Annotated in this window: 13 protein-coding genes; 2 read left to right on the top strand and 11 right to left on the bottom strand. The window is 38.5% G+C overall.

The window, feature by feature from the left end:
* Positions 1-78: 78 nt before the first annotated feature.
* On the bottom strand, positions 79-2,592 hold the full coding sequence (gyrA, locus tag WFY05_RS22140) for a DNA gyrase subunit A (RefSeq protein WP_340115132.1): 2,514 nt from the start codon (positions 2,590-2,592) through the stop codon (positions 79-81).
* 267 nt (positions 2,593-2,859) lie between these two features.
* Between gyrA and WFY05_RS22135 the strand changes: the two genes are divergently transcribed.
* On the top strand, positions 2,860-5,385 hold the full coding sequence (locus tag WFY05_RS22135) for an ATP-dependent Clp protease ATP-binding subunit (RefSeq protein ID WP_340115131.1): 2,526 nt from the start codon (positions 2,860-2,862) through the stop codon (positions 5,383-5,385).
* A gap of 31 nt (positions 5,386-5,416) precedes the next feature.
* Here WFY05_RS22135 and WFY05_RS22130 read toward each other — a convergent pair whose 3' ends face one another.
* The 4 genes from WFY05_RS22130 to WFY05_RS22115 all read right to left on the bottom strand — a co-directional run bounded on the left by WFY05_RS22130 (position 5,417) and on the right by WFY05_RS22115 (position 9,993).
* Complete coding sequence (locus WFY05_RS22130; protein WP_340115129.1) at positions 5,417-7,336, bottom strand: SpoIIE family protein phosphatase; 1,920 nt, start codon at positions 7,334-7,336, stop codon at positions 5,417-5,419.
* Between the two features lie 44 nt (positions 7,337-7,380).
* Positions 7,381-8,253, bottom strand: coding sequence for a PfkB family carbohydrate kinase (locus tag WFY05_RS22125; RefSeq protein WP_340115128.1), 873 nt, complete (start codon positions 8,251-8,253; stop codon positions 7,381-7,383).
* Positions 8,254-8,358: 105 nt separating this feature from the next.
* A complete protein-coding gene (gene fabG / locus WFY05_RS22120) occupies positions 8,359-9,105 on the bottom strand; it encodes a 3-oxoacyl-[acyl-carrier-protein] reductase (protein ID WP_340115127.1) in 747 nt (248 codons plus the stop codon).
* Between the two features lie 150 nt (positions 9,106-9,255).
* The gene (locus WFY05_RS22115) at positions 9,256-9,993 is read right to left on the bottom strand and encodes an SIR2 family NAD-dependent protein deacylase (protein WP_340115126.1); all 738 of its coding nucleotides are present in this window, start codon (positions 9,991-9,993) and stop codon (positions 9,256-9,258) included.
* A gap of 59 nt (positions 9,994-10,052) precedes the next feature.
* Between WFY05_RS22115 and mnmE the strand changes: the two genes are divergently transcribed.
* Complete coding sequence (gene mnmE / locus WFY05_RS22110; RefSeq protein ID WP_340115125.1) at positions 10,053-11,450, top strand: tRNA uridine-5-carboxymethylaminomethyl(34) synthesis GTPase MnmE; 1,398 nt, start codon at positions 10,053-10,055, stop codon at positions 11,448-11,450.
* Between the two features lie 76 nt (positions 11,451-11,526).
* Here mnmE and WFY05_RS22105 read toward each other — a convergent pair whose 3' ends face one another.
* The 6 genes from WFY05_RS22105 to WFY05_RS22080 all read right to left on the bottom strand — a co-directional run.
* Complete coding sequence (locus tag WFY05_RS22105; protein ID WP_340115124.1) at positions 11,527-11,715, bottom strand: hypothetical protein; 189 nt, start codon at positions 11,713-11,715, stop codon at positions 11,527-11,529.
* A gap of 236 nt (positions 11,716-11,951) precedes the next feature.
* Positions 11,952-12,224: a hypothetical protein gene (locus WFY05_RS22100; protein ID WP_340115123.1), complete on the bottom strand. Its 273-nt coding sequence runs from the start codon at positions 12,222-12,224 to the stop codon at positions 11,952-11,954.
* A gap of 327 nt (positions 12,225-12,551) precedes the next feature.
* Complete coding sequence (locus tag WFY05_RS22095) at positions 12,552-13,127, bottom strand: helix-turn-helix domain-containing protein (protein ID WP_437127416.1); 576 nt, start codon at positions 13,125-13,127, stop codon at positions 12,552-12,554.
* Between the two features lie 508 nt (positions 13,128-13,635).
* Positions 13,636-14,172, bottom strand: coding sequence for a glutathione peroxidase (locus tag WFY05_RS22090; protein ID WP_340115121.1), 537 nt, complete (start codon positions 14,170-14,172; stop codon positions 13,636-13,638).
* A 102-nt stretch (positions 14,173-14,274) separates the two neighbouring features.
* Positions 14,275-16,251, bottom strand: coding sequence for a tetratricopeptide repeat protein (locus tag WFY05_RS22085; RefSeq protein WP_340115120.1), 1,977 nt, complete (start codon positions 16,249-16,251; stop codon positions 14,275-14,277).
* A 244-nt stretch (positions 16,252-16,495) separates the two neighbouring features.
* The coding region (locus tag WFY05_RS22080) for a T9SS type A sorting domain-containing protein (protein WP_340115119.1) at positions 16,496-17,786 on the bottom strand (1,291 nt) is incomplete at its 5' end.

Below are 17,786 nucleotides of genomic sequence, written 5' to 3'. Positions count from 1 at the left end.
ATAATTTTATTATTAATCTTTTTACAAAAATAAATGTTTTAAAATGTTATACCAATCTCACGAAGCTTAATCACTTATTTATTCCTGTTCTAAGTTATTATCTTCAGTGTCAGGTGTTTCTTCATCCGAATTTTCAATTTCATCCCCATTGGTATCTTCAATGCTTACCCGGGCAACTGATGCAATACTGTCGTCTTCGCGCAAATTAATCACCCGTACTCCCTGGGTTGCACGGCCAAGAACAGAGATCGAACTCACTGCCAGACGAATGGTCAAACCTCTTTCGGTTATAATCATCAGGTCGTTTTCATCAGATACGCTCTTAATGGCAATCAACTCACCCGTTTTTTCGGTTACGTTAATGGTTTTTACACCTTTTCCACCGCGGTTGGTTACCCTGTAATCATCAATTTTAGAACGTTTTCCGTAGCCATTTTCTGAAACTACCAAAATATCTTCGTTCTCATTCTGAACACAAATCATACCAATCACTTCGTCGTTCGCACTGCCCAGCTTAATTCCGCGAACTCCTGATGCTGTACGACCGATAGGACGAACGATGCTCTCGTTAAAGCGAATAGCTTTGCCCGAGCGCACAGCAAGCATCACTTCGCTGGTGCCGTTAGTAAGTCGGGCTTCAAGCAATTGGTCGCCTTCCTTAATGGTAATGGCATTTACTCCATTTTGGCGCGGACGTGAATAAGCTTCCAGTGTGGTTTTCTTGATGATACCTTTTTTGGTAGCCAGAATGATGTAATTGTTATTGATGAACTCTTCATCAGAGAGTGTTTTCACTTTTATGAACGTCAACACCTTATCATCCGGCTCGATGTTTAGTACATTTTGGATAGCACGACCTTTTGAAGAGCGTGTACCTTCCGGAATCTCGTATACTTTCAACCAGAAGCAACGTCCTTTTTCGGTAAACAATAAAAGGGTGTTGTGCATCGAGGCAATAAAAATATGCTCGAGGAAGTCTTCATCCCGGGTTGTACTGCCCTTCGATCCAACGCCTCCCCTTCCCTGTGTACGGAATTCGGCAAGTGGTGTGCGTTTAATGTAGCCCAAATGCGAAATGGTGATTACCATATCTTCATCAGCATAAAAATCTTCCGGATTGAATTCTTCGGCATTAGGCACCAGTTCGGTGCGTCTTTCATCGCCGTATTTATTTTTGACCTCTATCAGCTCGTCTTTAATAATCTGCATACGAAGATTTACATCAGCCAGGATCTTTTTCAGTTCCTCTATCTGCACCATGATCTCTTCATATTCCTTGCGGAGTTTATCCTGCTCCAGTCCGGTTAACTGACGCAAACGCATCTCAACAATTGCCCGGGCCTGCACATCTGACAGTTCAAAACGTTCGATCAGGTTATTTCGCGCTTCTTCAGGTGTAGAAGATCCACGGATAATGGCAATCACTTCGTCGATATTATCGCTGGCAATGATTAATCCCTGAAGGATGTGTGCCCGCTTTTCGGCCTGATCCAGTTCGTATTGTGTGCGACGTGTCACTACTTCGTGACGATGCTCCACAAAATGAAGAATCAGGTCTTTTAAGTTCAGCATTTTTGGCCGGCCATGTACCAGCGCAATATTATTAACGCTAAACGAAGTTTGAAGTGCCGTATATTTATAGAGCTTGTTCAGTACCACGTTACTCATGGCATCGCGTTTCAGATCGTATACCACTCGCATGCCCTCGCGGTCCGATTCATCGTTGATGTTTGAAATACCCTCGATCTTTTTCTCGTTTACCAGGTCGGCTGTTTTCTGAATCATTTCAGCGCGGTTAACCTGGTACGGAATTTCGGTTACAACAATTTTCTCTCGGCCTCCTTCATTCTCAATGTGCGCTTTTCCGCGAATAACAATACGCCCCCGTCCTGTTTCGTAGGCATCTTTAACCCCCTGATAACCATAAATAATTCCTCCTGTCGGGAAATCAGGTGCTTTTATTATTTCAACCAGCTCTTCAAGTTCAATCTCATTATTGTCGATGTATGCAATTATTGCATCTACTGTATCGCTTAAATTATGAGGCGGCATATTAGTAGCCATACCCACCGCAATACCCGAAGCACCGTTTACCAGCAGTTGAGGAATTTTGGTTGGCAGTACCGAAGGCTCGTTTAACGATTCGTCGAAATTCGGATTAAAATCAACCGTATTCTTGTCCAGATCGGCCAAAGTTTCTTCCGAAATCTTCGACATTCTGGCCTCGGTGTAACGCATAGCCGCCGGGCTGTCACCATCTACCGAACCAAAGTTTCCCTGGCCATCGACCATCGGGTAACGCAACGACCAATGCTGCGCCATACGTACCATGGTAAAATAAACTGAAGAATCGCCGTGCGGGTGATACTTACCAAGTACTTCACCCACAATCCTTGCCGACTTTTTATAAGGTCTGTTTGAAAGAATTCCCAGTTCGTGCATTCCAAATAAAACCCTGCGATGAACCGGCTTAAAACCATCACGCACATCGGGTAGTGCACGCGACACAATAACAGACATTGAATAATCAATGTAAGCAGATTTCATCTGCTCTTCAATATTTATTCGAATAATCTTTTCACCTTCTGACATTATATCTCCTTTTACTAAATATTATTCATTTTTAAAAGACCCACAAAAATAGTAAAATCATTGATTTATAAGTGGCTTAACCGGGGCTTTTACATTTACAATTTAGATAAGATATTAACAATTCAACTGCCATAAATGCAGCTTTCTTTTTAATGTTTTGATAACTTATGACAATACGATTATTAAGGGTATAAGAATTTAAGTAATTTAGTCGTTCAACCTTTTAGGAATAGTATTTGTTGAAAACGATGTAAACAATTTTTATTTATGGATTCACAATTTTCGCCAAGAATAAAAGATATTATAGGATACAGCCGGGAGGAAGCGATACGCTTGGGGAACGACTACATCGGACAGGAGCACCTTTTCCTGGGGATTTTACGTGATGGCGAGGGCATAGCCACCGACATTCTCGAAAACCTCGGAATTGATCTTGCAGAAGTTAAACAACTTGTTGAAAAAAAGATAAAGACAGATAAATCAATCCAGTCAAAGTCGGATTTGGTGATGTTAAAATCGACCGAAAAAACGCTGAAGTTGATCTATCTCGAAGCCCGTTCGTTTAAAAGTGTTACTGCCAACAGTGCGCATCTACTGCTCGCTATCCTTAAAGACAGCAATTGTATAGTAACTCAGTTGCTGATTGAAATGGGAGTAAATTACTACATGGTTAAATCGCAGCTTCAGGATTATAAGTTGCCCGAATCGAAATCGGATTTTCCGGAAAGTGAAGATGATGGTCCGAGTGAAGGATTTTCAAAAAATCCATCGGGACCTCAATCGGGTAAAAAAGGAGCCGGTGCCAAATCGGACACTCCGGTGCTCGACAATTTTGGTATCGACATCACAAAGCTGGCCGAAGAAAACAGCCTCGACCCTATTGTAGGTCGTGAGAAAGAAATTGAGCGTTTAGCGCAAATCCTTAGTCGCCGGAAAAAGAACAATCCTATTCTGATTGGAGAACCCGGTGTTGGTAAATCGGCCATTGCAGAAGGATTGGCTATCCGTATCGTAAGCAAAAAAGTTTCGAGAATTTTATTTGATAAACGCGTAGTCAGTCTCGACATTGCTTCAATTGTTGCAGGTACAAAATACCGCGGCCAGTTTGAAGAGCGGATGAAAGCCATTCTGAATGAATTATCGAAAGTAAATAACGTAATTCTGTTTATAGACGAGATACATACCATTGTTGGTGCAGGCGGAGCAACCGGTTCGCTGGATGCTGCAAACATGCTGAAACCAGCTTTGGCGCGTGGCGACATTCAATGCATTGGTGCTACCACGCTTGATGAATACCGTCAGCAAATTGAAAAAGACGGTGCATTGGAAAGACGTTTTCAGAAAGTAATGGTCGATCCTACTTCGGTAGACGAAACCATTGAAATTCTGAATAACATAAAAGAGCGTTACGAAGAGCACCACAATGTAATTTACACGCCTGAAGCCATTGAGGGCTGTGTGAAATTAACGGCTCGCTACATTACCGACAGATACCTGCCCGACAAAGCCATTGATGCATTGGATGAAGCAGGATCACGTGTACACATCTCAAACATTAATGTTCCGGAGCGGATCGTTAAACTGGAAGAGAAGATCGAAAAGACTAAAGAAGAAAAGATAAGTGCCGTCAAGAGTCAAAATTTTGAACTTGCAGCTAATTTCAGAGATAAAGAAAAAAATCTGCTAAACCAGCTGGAAGATGAAAAAGAAAGGTGGGAAAAAGAATTGATTAACCACCGCGAAACAGTTGACGAACACAAAGTCGCCGAAGTAGTTGCTATGATGTCAGGTGTTCCGGTACAGCGAATTGCGCAAGCCGAAGGCAAACGTCTGATGAATATGGGCAAGGACATTAAAGGCAAAGTTATTGGGCAGGACGAAGCCATAGGCAAAATCGTTAAAGCCATTCAGCGGAACCGTGCCGGTTTAAAAGATCCGAACCGTCCGATTGGTTCGTTTGTCTTCTTGGGCCCAACCGGAGTTGGAAAAACACAACTGGCAAAAGTACTTACAACATACCTGTTTGATAATCTCGATTCGCTGATTCGAATTGACATGAGCGAATACATGGAAAAATTCGCCGTATCGCGACTAGTTGGAGCACCTCCGGGATATGTAGGTTACGAAGAAGGTGGACAGTTGACCGAAAAAGTCCGTAGAAAACCTTACTCGGTCGTATTGCTCGACGAGATCGAAAAAGCACATCCCGATGTATTCCACTTGTTGTTACAGTTACTCGACGAAGGTCGTTTGACCGACAGCCTGGGAAGAAACGTGGATTTCAAGAACACGATCGTGATCATGACTTCTAACATCGGTTCACGGCAGTTAAAGGAGTTTGGACGAGGAGTTGGTTTTTCAACGGGTAATACCCCGGAACAGGAAAACGAACATGCCAAGTACATTATTCAAAAGGCACTGAAAAAAGCATTTGCTCCCGAATTCCTGAACAGGATTGATGATGTGATCATGTTTAACCAATTGGAGAAAAAACACATTCACCAAATCATCGACATTGAAATTGAAGGCTTATACAAACGTGTGGAAGCACTGAATTATAAATTGAAAATTTCACCTGCAGCCAAAGATTTTATTGCCGAGAAAGGTTACGATCCGCAATTCGGAGCCCGACCGCTAAAAAGAGCGATCCAGAAATACCTGGAAGATGAAATGGCCGAGATTATTATAAAAGCTTCCATTGTGGAAGGCGACACCATTTCGGTTGGTTTCGACAAGAAAAATGAGAAATTGCAAATGCGGATTCTATCCAAGAACAAAGCATTAAAAGAATAAAAATTAAGGCCGGGTGTTTCCCGGTCTTTTTTTATCCCAAATATTGAATGACCAGAATACTGATATCGTCGCTTTGATCCTTGTTGCCAATAAACAGTTTCAAACTCCTTTCAAGCCGGCGAACCATTTCTTTAGGTTTCTGCCGCACCAAACTTTTTAGATTTTCTTTGAGTCGGTAATCCCCATACTGAAGATTATTCTCATCGTGAAGTTCTGTAACACCGTCAGTATAAATAATGATCGAATCTCCTTTCTCTAACTGGTATTTACTTTGGTTATATCCCTTGTCGCGGTAAATTCCAAGCGGTAATCCATGACTATCTGCCAATTCGTCCAGGCGCCCGTCGGCTTTTAACACATAAGAAATTGTATGGGCCGCATTGCAATAGGTAAGTTTGCCGGTTTTTATATCAATAATTCCCAGAAACAGCGTTAAGAAAAACTGGTGTACATTGCTCGAATAAAGTTGATCGTTGATCTCTTCAACAATGTTGTAACTTTTCTTAAAATCGAGATTACTCGCCACTGACTTAATAATGGTTTGCGCCATACTCATAAAGAAAGCTGCTGGTACTCCTTTCCCGGAAACATCTCCCATGGTAAAAACCAGATGGTTTTCATCGCGGAAAAAATAATCGAAAAGATCGCCACTTACAATCCTGGCCGGTTTATAGGTTGCATGCAAATCTATTTCGTCGATATTCGGACAGGCAGGATATTCGGACTTTATGAGACTTTGCTGAATTTCGGCTGCTTCAAAAATATCGTCGTTCTTTAATTGAAACAACTTCTTATCCTGAGCGGCATTAATTTTATACTTTCTGTACCACGATTTTATTTGATTCAGACTATCCGAGACTTGCTGTATCTCATTCATTGAATCCCGGCCGGCATATGTTTCACCAGAGATGTCGCTAAATCGTTTTAATTGAGAAGTTATGCTACTTAGTGGCTGGATCTGACGATTTGAAATGTATGTGATCAAGATGTATACGACAAGAATTCCTAAAACAGAGAAAAACAACATCTTTAAAATAGGCAGGTAAAGCGGTTCCAAAAGTTCGGAGTATGGTACAACTACCACTACTAACCAACCTGTTTCGGGCATTGTTGAGAATCTTACCCAGCTTTTTTGGTAATCCAGAACTTCGGGATAGGCTACTGTAACAGAATTAGAAGTCCCCATGAGAATCTGATTGATCTCATTATCGTCCACGTCGAGTACGTTTTTAGGAATATCGTATACCGTGCGTGTTAAAATAAAATCTTCTCTTGGGTGTGCAAGGTAAGTTCCCTTACGTGAAATTAAAATGGAATATCCGCTTTTCCCAACTTTTATCTTGTTGATTTCCTCGTTGATCTGTTCCATTGATAATTCGCAAATCACCTCGCCTACCTCCTTTTCTTTACCTTCTGAATTCCTTATTTTTACTGGCGAGTAATAGGAACAAACAATTTGATTGTTTCGCTCACAAACTATTGGCTCTGACCAAACCACTTCGGGATTTTCAATCAATTCAACAAAGTTCTTGTTTTTGTCGACACAAGTTACAATTGGTTCATTATCCTGGTAAAAGTAAGCGGAATCATTCTGAAAGTAAGCGTAAAAATTATGATGGGAAAGGTCAACCACTGTATCGATATTAATATGAATTGCATTGATAAAAGGATAATTTTCGAGTAATTGACTTATAAACGGACGAACTCCATCCTTGCTTTCGTAAAAAATTACCTGTTCCGAAATATTCTTACTAATTTCCTGTGTTGTAATAACGTACTTCTTAATTTCTGTATTTACCTCAATGCTTGAATTATCGGCTTTGTATTCAATATTTTCTTTAATAATATCGTAATTGAACAAAAAATTAATAATAATAAATGCTATAAATACACTTATTACTGCAAGCGATATGTAGATACTTAGCCGATAAGCTATTGATTTATTTAGCATGTTCCCTGGATTTCAAGTTCCAATTACAATTTAAGCATTTTTAATCAGACATTCACAACAATATCTTGGTTAAGCCATGCTCGTGTACCTTTAAATTTACAGGAAAAGGTGGCAACCTGCGAAGCAGCATTTAATGCCTTCTCAAAATCTCTCATTTTCAAGGTATAGTAACAAAAAGCACCGTGAAAAAAATCGCCGGCACCAAGCGTGTCGATTACTTTTGTTTTTTCTACTGCAAGCTCTCCTTCCCTTTTCTCTTGTTCAAACAGAATATCCTCCTCACCTTGTGTAATAACGCGGTTCTTTACTCCTGTTTTGCGCAGAAACCGAAATACTTCACGACTATTTTTACAGGAAGGTGGTTGGAAATCTGCAGAGCAAATAGCAGTATCAGTGTATTTCAGGAGCTCGTTGTATTGTGGTTTCCAGCTTCCGCAATCTAAAACAATGGGTATTTTACGTTGGAAAGCTTTTTTGGCTAATGGAATAGCACGTTCCGAATAAAAACCATCCATCAGAATTATTTCGGGTTGAATTTGGTCCAAAATTTTAACAGGCACAAAACTACCTGAAAGTATTTCGGGATAATGCGTAAAAATATTCCGATCGCCGTTCGACGAAGTAACAACAGAAGCGATCACAGGTTTTGTATCGGCATTACCCAGGTCAGTAAATTGAAGTTTGTTATTCGCGAAATCATCCCTGATAAATGAAGAAAAAGCACTCTCTCCTATTGCCGAAACCAGGTGAGCTCCGTTATTAAGGTAAGAAAAAGCTACCGCTGCATTAGCTGCCGGTCCTCCCACCAAAACATCGGGGGCATCGGTTTTCAACTTCTTGTTAGTTTCAGGAAATCGATCGACAAAATATTGAATATCTATGGTTGTTAGTCCGAAAAATAGTCCCTTATAATGCATAAAAAAAGCTGCCAGTATTCCGACAGCTAATTTATCAATAATATTTTAAATTCATTTTAGAGATCATTCCCTCACAATTTCCTCAATGAATTATCAAAAATCAGATCAGGTATTCATTGCACCACAAACAGTAATCACCTGTCCGCTCACGTACGACGAAAGATCGGATGCCAGGAAAGTAGCAACACCAGCAACTTCTTCCGGCGTTCCACCGCGTTTCATCGGGATCGATTCTTCCCAAGCTTTACGAGCTTCTTCCGGAATTTTTCCGGTCATTTCGGTAATAATAAAACCGGGCGCGATGGCATTCGAACGAATTCCACGTGAACCCAATTCGCGCGCAACAGACTTGGTAAATCCGATAATTCCGGCTTTCGATGCTGAGTAATTCGCCTGACCGGCATTTCCGCTAACACCAACTACCGAACTAAGGTTAATTATCGATCCACTGCGTTGTTTCAACATGGTGCGTTGAGCAGCCTTTGTAAAATTGAAAACCGATTTCAGGTTCACATTTATTACTGCGTCCCACTGTTCTTCGGTCATTCGCATTAACAAAGTATCTTTAGTAATTCCGGCATTGTTTACAAGCGCATCAATACGTCCAAAATCTTTAACAATTTCGGCCACTACTTTATCAGTATCTTCAAAATTACTGGCATCGGAAGCGTATCCTTTGGCTTCAACGCCCAAATTTTTTAATTCAGCTTCGGTTGCTTTCATGTTTTCGTCGTCGAATAAATCAGTAAAAGCCACATTGCAGCCTTCCTGGGCAAATTTAATCGCAATAGCTTTTCCTATTCCACGCGATGCTCCTGTAATGACCGCTGTTTTTCCTTCGAGTAGTTTCATTATATTTTTATTTTTTGAAGTGTTACTTTCAAGTCAGTGCGCAAATATAAGCGATATTATGGTGGATTTAAATTTGATGTTTTCTTTTTGATAAAAACACCGGCACAAACATAATTTACGATTTAACGTTCAAACTTTTGGTTGAAAAATTCAAATCAACGCCTCAGAAATTTTCGGCAGTACTTCTGATGCCTTTCCTTTTAAATGAATATCAGTAATTTGATGCGTAAAGATTGTTTCCTCCGGATTAATTTCAATAATGGTAGCACCACGCTGTTTGGCTGCACGCGGCACAAAAGAAGCCGGAGTAACTTCGCCAGTTGAACCAATGATCAGGCAAACCTCAGCTTTTTCGGCTGCTTCAAACGAATTGGCATAGGCATCTTGCGGAATTCCTTCACCAAAGAAAATAAAATCAGGTTTTAAAATCTCGCCATCGTCAACACAAAGCGGAGGAATGACTTCGAAATTAATTTCTGCTGCCTCGTATACGTGATCACATTTCGGACATTTAAGCTTTTTTGAATTGCCATGAAATTCATGAACTACCCTACTACCAGCCTCAAAATGAAGGTTATCGATATTTTGTGTGATAACTGCCTGCAGCAAGCCGTTCTGTTCCATTTCAGCCAGTACCTCGTGTGCTTTGTTAGGTCGTGCATCGGCAAAGAATTCGTAGAATATCTCTCGAATGTATTTCCAGCATTCCGCCCCGTTGTTGTAAAAATACCGCAAGTCTAAAACCTGCGGATCGTACTTATTCCACAATCCATGAGCGCCACGAAACGGCGGCACACCGCTTTCTACAGAAATACCGGCTCCGGTAAATGCTATGGTAAATTTCGATTGCTTAATTAGTTTTCCCGATTCTTTTATAAGGAGTTCCATATATTCTCTGAAATCAAAAAATTAAATTTATGAATTATCTTTGCGAAAACAAATAACGAATGCTCGATCAGTCAACAATTTGCGCCATTTCTAGTTCGCCGGGTGCGGGTGCCATTGCCGTAATCCGTTTATCAGGCGATCAGGCCATTTCAATAACCGATATTATTTTCCGAAGTCCGAAAGCGGGGAAAAAACTTTCTGAACAAAAAGCGAACACCCTGCATTTTGGTCAACTCGTTGATGATAATAAGATTATTGATGAAGTGGTGGTGGCCATTTTCAGAGCTCCCAATTCTTATACAGGTGAGGACATTGTGGAGATTTCATGTCACGGATCCACTTTTATACAGCAAAAAGTACTGGAAGTTCTGATCAAAAACGGAGCCAGGATGGCACTTCCCGGAGAATTCACACAACGTGCTTTCTTAAATGGGAAAATGGACCTGTCGCAAGCTGAAGCTGTTGCTGATGTTATCGCGTCGTCGAATGCTGCTGCCCATAAATTAGCCATCAATCAAATGCGCGGTGGTTTTTCAAAAGAGATTGGGTCATTACGCGATCAACTCCTTCATTTCACCGCCATGGTTGAGTTGGAACTTGACTTCAGTGAAGAGGATGTAGAGTTTGCCGACAGAACTGCATTACGGAATCTAACCGAAGAAATAGAAACTTTACTTCGAAAACTCAAAGATTCATTCCAACTCGGAAATGCCATAAAAAACGGAATTCCTGTAGCAATAGTTGGAGAAACCAATGTTGGTAAATCGACTCTGCTTAATGCGCTGCTGAACGAAGACCGAGCGATAGTTTCTGACATTCACGGAACCACGCGCGATGTGATAGAAGATGTAGTGAATATTCATGGAACAGCATTTCGTTTTTTCGATACTGCCGGAATCCGTGAAACCGAGGACCAGATCGAAAACCTTGGAATTGAGCGAAGCTATAGTAAACTGGAACAAGCTACAGTAGTTTTGCTGGTGGTCGACACAAACAATCCGTTTGAACTGGTAAAAAGCCGGATCGATAAAATCCGTGAACGCATTTCCGAAAATCAGATGTTGATCATTGTAGCGAACAAAATCGATTCAGGTCTTACGGAAACCATTCAGGAACTTGAGGTTCTCGATTTAACCGACAACGAAAAAATGGTTTTTATTGCGGCTCGCGAGAAAAAGAACCTTGACGATCTTATTGATTACATGCAGCACGCCATTAACCTGAATGCGGCCGAACAACAGGATGTTATTGTGACCAACGCGCGTCATTACGAAATTCTGAAAAATGCCCACGAAGCCATTCTACGTGTGCTCAAAGGTCTCGACTCGGTAATCCCGGGTGATTTACTGGCGCAGGACATCCGCGAATGCCTGCATTATTTATCCGAAATTACCGGAGAAATATCCACCCACGAAGTATTGGGTCACATATTTAAGAATTTCTGTATCGGAAAATAATAACGCATATAAAAACTAACACAGGGTACAGTATAAATAACCTATAGTTACCAATGAACATAATTCAGTTCAACACTTATTCTTCCGATCTTTTAATGGTATACTCATCTTCAGGCATCTCATCAATATTATTTGCATAGTTTTCTGCAATAAGCTGAACAATTTTACAAGTTGACTCAATAGGCATATTGGTTTCAAAGTGATACTTGTGAACTCTAACCGCCGCTTCCTTTAATAATCCCAATAGTTTCGTTTCAGTATCCATAATACACATTTAAAAATAAAATAAGGTAGAACTAACCTTATTGAAAAGAATTTTCTCAGAATGCCATATGCTTTCCTATATGCTATACATCAAAACATATAAAATGTTTTTAAAACCATGTTAACAAAAGGATTGAACATGGTGAATCACTTACTATATTAAATTTGATTTACCTGCTGTTTGGAGACTGGCTATTTGTAGTATGAATACTCAAATTCAATATAGAAATTCAGTATCTATTTCACTGTAGCATCTGATTTTGATACTTTTTTGAGTTCAGGTTCCTCTTTTTCCACCTCATTTTCTTCGACGTTCTCTTCTTCAACTTCTTCTATTTTAAGACTATACTCATCTACAGGTATTTTATCAATATTATTTGCATAATTGTCAGCCATAATCTGAATGATTGCACACACATCTTTAGTTGGCATGTTTGTTTCGTAGTAAAACCTGTGAACAATAACAGCAGCATCTTTTAATAACCCTATTAATTTCTTTTCAGTATCCATAATAAAATTTAATTAAATGAAAAAATTAGTTTAATTAATTAATAACAAGAAAATTAGCACAATTAATGCAGATTTGCAATGGAAAATTTAAAATTTAAACTAATAACAAATAAATTGGAAGTAGAAAGAGGTTATTTCTAATTATGGAAATTGACTATCACAACAAATAAACTCAACATTACCAGCTAATAATAACAACAATATTTGTTAATTTGTAGTAGAAAGCAGAGTTTTAAAATTTTTTTCTTCCCGGTAATTTATGTGTTTATTCACAATTTTATTTGTTGAAATATTTTAAAGAGCAGAGATTTAAAGTGGTAGAGATTTTTATTCGTTGAACTTAAATTTTAACTGTTTTTCAAGTAAAGTTTGAGCAGACTTTACATCGTCTTTTGATTTGAAGACCCAAACTTTAACATCCCTACTTAGTTCATTCGGTGTTTCAATAAATTCTTTTTTATTGCAAACAGTGATATTATATTTTTTGAAAATATGTCGTGAAAATTTTTCTGTCTTCTTTCGTGCACTACCTCGTACAGCATAATACTGTAATCCACCACCAGAAAATGATCTGTACTTTGAAGATTCCGAATGAGTTTCAAATTTTGAATCATTTATTGGCTTTTCAATCAGCTTAAGAAGTTGTTTTAATTCTTTGAGTGAATGTATTCTATAAATCGTATCCTTTGTTTCAATATATCCACTAACACTATTATCTTCTGATTCGGTTGAAAATATCCTCCAAAGATCAACTTCCAAAGCATTAGCTATTATCTCGAGAGTTTCTACTTTAGGACTGTTTTTTCCATTTAATATATTTCCAATTGAATTTCTGCTTAATGTATGGCCATTAAGTTCAATTTTTGTTTTTAACTGTTCAATATTAACTCCTTTGTCTTTCATAATGGTCTTAAGTCTGTTAATCCATTCCATATTGCGTTAGATTTGTTGAACATTTAAATTACGAAATAGTATCAAAGAAACAATCATTCTTGCTTTTGTAATTAATAAAAGTCGCTCACTTATTTATTACAATTATTCATTGCTATTAATATTTACAGTAACTGTAAGGCTCCCTTGTTTTCCACATCGTAAACAAGAGACACTTGCTGTTGTCTGCACGAAAAAAACAGAGAAAAAAACAAAAGACAGGAAATTAGTTTAGTTATGCTGTTTAATTTTATATTAGTTTATCAGTTTAGAATTAAATACGCTAATTTAAACATTTCATCAAGCATTTTAACCTATTTCTTCAACACATGGTCTGTCAATTGCTTTCTAGCCTGACTTTGGATGTTAATGAGGAAAGTAACAATCCGAAATTGAAAGAAAAGAAGTTCAACAGAGACAGTTTTCAAAATCAGTTTCATTTAAATCAAAAAGATATATTCGGTGGATCGTGAATTGAATTTTAGTTTTCAATCCAACTAACAATTCTTTCATCGTCGGGTTTTACCTTCGATTTCACCATATCAACCAAATTCCCATTTTCATCAATCAGGTATTTTTGGAAGTTCCATCCCACCTTTGAATCCATTACTCCGTTTTTACTTTTCTCGGTGAGCCAGTGATAAAGCGGATGCATATCGTCGCCTTTCACCGAAATTTTCGCCATCATGGGAAAAGTCACTCCATAATTCTTCTGGCAAAAGTCTTTTATTTCTTCATTGCTACCCGGTTCCTGCTTTAAGAAATTATTAGCTGGAAAGCCGATAATCGTGAAATGGTCTCCACCATATTTTTCATACAACTGCTGTAACTGCTCATATTGTGGGGTAAAACCGCATTTTGAAGCCGTATTTACAACCAGCACTTTCTTCCCTTTTAAAGTCGATAGATCAAAGTTGTTTCCATCGATGTCTTTAACGGTGAATTGGTAGAATTGGGATTGTGTGAATGATAATGATATGATAAATAATAGTGTTAAAAATACTATTGTGCTTTTCATGTTCAGATATTTTTAATGTTTAATATAGCAGACCTTTAGTGCTTAAATGTAAAGACAATTTAATCCCTGTTCTATGTTGATTAGTAACAATTAATTCTGTAATTAGTTTTTTAAACTATTAAAAAAACGTTCACTTATCTTTACACCCAAAGTCCGTGCTTTAATGGCATCTGCGTAAGCCCTTTCATTTTCATCCAATCGGCTTAAAGCGATGGATCTGTTGTAATAATATGGTCCTTTGCTGTCGTCAAGTCGAATGGCAACATCGTAATTTGAAATAGCCTTATTATATTCGTTCAAATTATAATATGACAATCCCAGCGAATTCCAAATAGCATCATCATTTGGATTTATCTTAAGGTAATTCTCATAATCGACAACCGCTTTATTATAATCTCGGGTAAACATAAATAATAACCCTCTATTTGACAGAGCGTTTAAGTCTCTGGGATTAATCTCAAGCGCCTTATTCAAATCTATCAGTGCTTTATCGAAATCCTCCATAGCACCATATGCCGCTCCTCGATTTGCAAGTGCGGTCACATAGTCTGGTTTTAGGGAAAGACACTTATCAAAGTCTTGTATGGCTTGTTCAAACTGTCCTTGATCAAACATAATCTTACCTCGATTCGAATACAATTTATAGTAACCGGGAGCCCTTGCAATACCCCTTGTATAAACATTTGCTGCTTCAACAATATTCTTCTGGTCATAATAAAATTTGCCAAGATTCAGATGTCCAAATCCCGAGTTTGGGTGCACTTTAAGTACTTGTTTAAAAAGACTGCCGGAATTTTCCCAATATTGCACAGCCTTAACAGATTGTACAAAGAAAAATAAAATCAAAAAACCAGTGATCATTTTTTTCCACTGACTAAATTGCCCATTGTATAAAAAGGCTACAATAGCAAAAAATATTCCAATCGAAGGGATATAAGTATATCGATCGGAAAGAAATATTCCCTGACCAGAAGTAGTTACAAGTAAAGCGGGTGACAATGTAATGGCAAAAAACAACATACCCGCCAAAACAGCTTTATTTCGATGACGATATCGCCAAAAAAGAAAAAATAATCCCAGTACCAGGAACGGAAACAAATAGATGGATTTACCAAGTGAGTTAGAAATGACATTATGGGGATAATGAACAGATATTTTTATAGGAATTATGGAATGACCAATCCATAACATAAAGCGAGCGGAAGTAGTAAAAAACCATTGAAGTTCAGGAGATAAGTTTTCCAGGTGTTCTGCACTTGTAATAATTTCCATTGAATTTTCCACTTCTTCTGTTTCACTTACCAGTGCGGCAACATTAGAACTCCCAAACTCCATTGTTCCATATAGATTTAGTAAAACAAACAAAACCAGGGCAAATGGAATTTTCTCGAAAAATAATTTGAAAGAGAGCCTTCTGTTATACCAAAAATCGGTGAGAAACAGAACGGCAAACAAAGTTACACCCATCGATTTTGACAACCCGGATAAAAGGTAAAACACGGCTCCGAGTAACAGAAAAATATACTTCTTCTTCTCAATAAATTTTAAATAGTATAAGTACCCGAGCAGAAAGAAAAATCCGAACATTACATCTTTACGTTCAGTTGCCCAGGCAACAGATTCTACACGTAATGGATTGATTGTAAACAATAAAGCAACCAAAAAAGAGGCGATCAGTATTTTGTTTTTATCACTATACAGTTTTTGAAAAACAATTTTTAGAACCTGAAACAAAATGAGCGTATTTAATAAATGAAAAATCCAGTTGATAATATGAAAATGTGATGGAGACTCGCCCAGAAGATTATACTCAAGCTTCCAAGATAAAAAAACAAGAGGCTTATAATGAACCCCTCCTTTCATTCTCTGAAAGCATTCCTGGAATGAAATGCTCTTATCAATGACCGTCGGATTTTCATAAATTAATGAGTTGTCATCAATATTTACAAAATCAAAACTACCGGTTGGAATATAAATTACCAGTACACTAATTCCTAAAATAAATGGTAAAATAAAATTTAGATTATGCAAGAAATAATTCTTACTTGTATTTTGTTTATTGGTCCTTCTCTTTTTCATTCTTAAACTTCAATGGTTTTACCTTATACACGCTTCAATTTACTAAAAGAATTTCAGTTAGGCATGCTATTAATGGTTGCAGCTGTATGATTTTCACCAAAATAGCTATAAAAGAAAAGAGGCCGCTCCACTGAGTCGGCCTCCAATCTTACTTTTTTAAAGTAGAACCTCCCGAAATCAACTACTATAAAATAAGAGTCTTTTGCAATAATTGAATCTGAATCAATTTCGGGTATTTCGTTGTTTATTCTCGTCGGTAAATCATTTTACCAATTTGAATTTGTCCATCTATTTCAAGTTTGTAGAGATAGAATCCTGAAACTTCAGATTCCGGACGGAATTGTACCTTATTCTCTACACCTGCTTCAATAAATTGATCCAGGAGTGTTGCCACTCTTTGACCAACCATATTGTGTACCTCGAGTACTGCATGACCACTTACCCCTGAAACAAATTCGATGTTTACTACTTCATTAAATGGATTCGGGTAAACTTTCAAATTGTCGAGATTAACAATAGAAACATCAGTAGTTACTTTTTGCTTACCACTGTTTCCTTTGCTTATTTCTGCTGCAGGTTCAGTACAGTCAATGGTTTCAGTATAATCATATACGGTACCATCATCCGGTCCCGGACGTTCGCTACATCTGCAAACCTCTTCACAGCTAACTCCATGAACAATTACATACACTGATTCACCAACCACATCTGTGAAATTCACGGTAATGCCAGTCGAATGATCAAGATCTCCTGTGTTAAAGGTAAATTGTCCCGGAGCAACGGTAGGCTTGCCATTCTTCATCGGATATGGTTCACAGCCAACATATACGTGGGCTTCGCTCAATACGTATCCTTCCATCATCTGGTATTCTACGCTTACCTGGCCATCCATAAAGGTGACATGTACGTTTCCAACCAAAAGACCTTTGTCTACATCACATTGTGCGGCACCTGCATAGTATGGAAGATCATATTCTCCTTCCGTTACGAGATTGGTCCATCCCCAACGATTAAAATTATAATCGCCGATGAAACAGTGTGCATCCTCATTATCCAACTTGGCAAAAGCTGTCTCGCAGTTTTCGTATTCATCCTTTCCTTTTCTGATAAATACGGTATCCATTGCTTCGTTATCGCAATTATCCATAGCATAGAATGGATATGCAAATATACTATCGCAATAAGATACGCTGTAGAGTTCGGCTTCTGCATAGAGGTCTCCTCCATCTGCACAGTTATCGGTCCACGACGCCATAAGCATCATCGGAACTGTATCTCCTTCACAGATTACTGAATCTTCCGGTGCATCAATTACTGGTGGTGTATCATCGTAAATCGTAATTATTTGAACATCAGTAGTGGTATTACCTGCACAGTCTGTTGCTTTCCACGTACGGGTAATGGTACCACAATGTTCTAATTCGACGTCATCCCAATAAACTATAGAAACATCTCCGCCACAGTTATCTTCTGCTGTAGCTGTACCTGCATCGCCAAGTTCACATTCGAAACTGGCCTCCACAGGAACGATCAGT

Origin of the sequence: Maribellus mangrovi, assembly GCF_037646455.1 — a bacterium.
Lineage (GTDB): Bacteria > Bacteroidota > Bacteroidia > Bacteroidales > Prolixibacteraceae > Draconibacterium > Draconibacterium mangrovi_A.
Note: the sequence above shows the minus strand (reverse complement) of the source record. Positions and strands in the feature narration are given on the sequence as shown.